General features: G+C 68.2%; 1 protein-coding gene. It reads right to left on the bottom strand.

The window, feature by feature from the left end; all coding sequences use genetic code 11:
* Positions 1–13 precede the first annotated feature (13 nt).
* Positions 14–676 (bottom strand): peptide-methionine (S)-S-oxide reductase MsrA, encoded by a 663-nt coding sequence (gene msrA, locus U9980_RS02360; protein ID WP_322766481.1) that lies wholly within the window; start codon positions 674–676, stop codon positions 14–16.
* Between the last annotated feature and the right edge of the window lie 91 nt (positions 677–767).

Below are 767 nucleotides of genomic sequence, written 5' to 3'. Positions count from 1 at the left end.
TCGCGGACTGCGATCAACCGGCGTCGGCCCCTGCCACGCCGACCGGGCACGACTGGCCGGTGCCACTCAACCCGCAGTAGCCGTTGGGGACCTTGTGCAGGTACTGCTGGTGGTACTCCTCAGCGAAGTAGAACGGACCGGCCGGGGCGATCTCGGTGGTGATCGGGCCGAAACCGGCCTTGTCCAGGACTGCCTGGAAGGCGTCCCGGCTACGCTGCGCCGCAGCACCCTGCTCGTCGGAGAACGTGTAGATCGCCGAACGGTACTGGGTGCCGACGTCGTTACCCTGGCGCATCCCCTGGGTCGGGTCGTGCGCCTCCCAGAAGACCTTCAGCAGGTCCTCGAAGCTCACCACCGCCGGGTCGAACACGACCGCAACAGCCTCGGTGTGCCCGGTCAGGCCTGAACACGTCTCCTCGTACGTCGGGTTCGGGGTGCTTCCGCCCGCGTACCCGACCGCGGTCGAGTACACCCCGGGGATCTGCCAGAACGTCCGCTCCGCACCCCAGAAACAGCCGAGCCCGAACACCGCGGTCGCGAAACCCGTGGGGACGGGACCCCGCAACGGTGTGCCGAGGACCGCGTGCCGATCCGGTATCGCAAAAGACGCTTCCGCACGGCCGGGCAGTGCCTGCGCGGCCGTGGGCAGCGTCGGCTTGTGGCGAGCGAAGAGCATGTCGAGCACCTCCGGGACCCCTGAAAGCCTGTCCATGTCGTCAACCACGGCCGTCCCCGGTACGTTCCCCGACTACCGCGGTTGACGACTT

Origin of the sequence: Protofrankia sp. Cr1 (assembly GCF_963555865.1) — a bacterium.
Classification (GTDB): Bacteria; Actinomycetota; Actinomycetes; order Frankiales; family Frankiaceae; genus Protofrankia.
This window is presented reverse-complemented; position numbering and strand designations above follow the sequence as displayed.

Coding starts and splice junctions, on each gene's coding strand:
- msrA (WP_322766481.1), bottom strand. CDS start 676: ATGCTCTTCGCTCGCCACAAGCCGACGCTGCCCACGGCCGCGCAGGCA.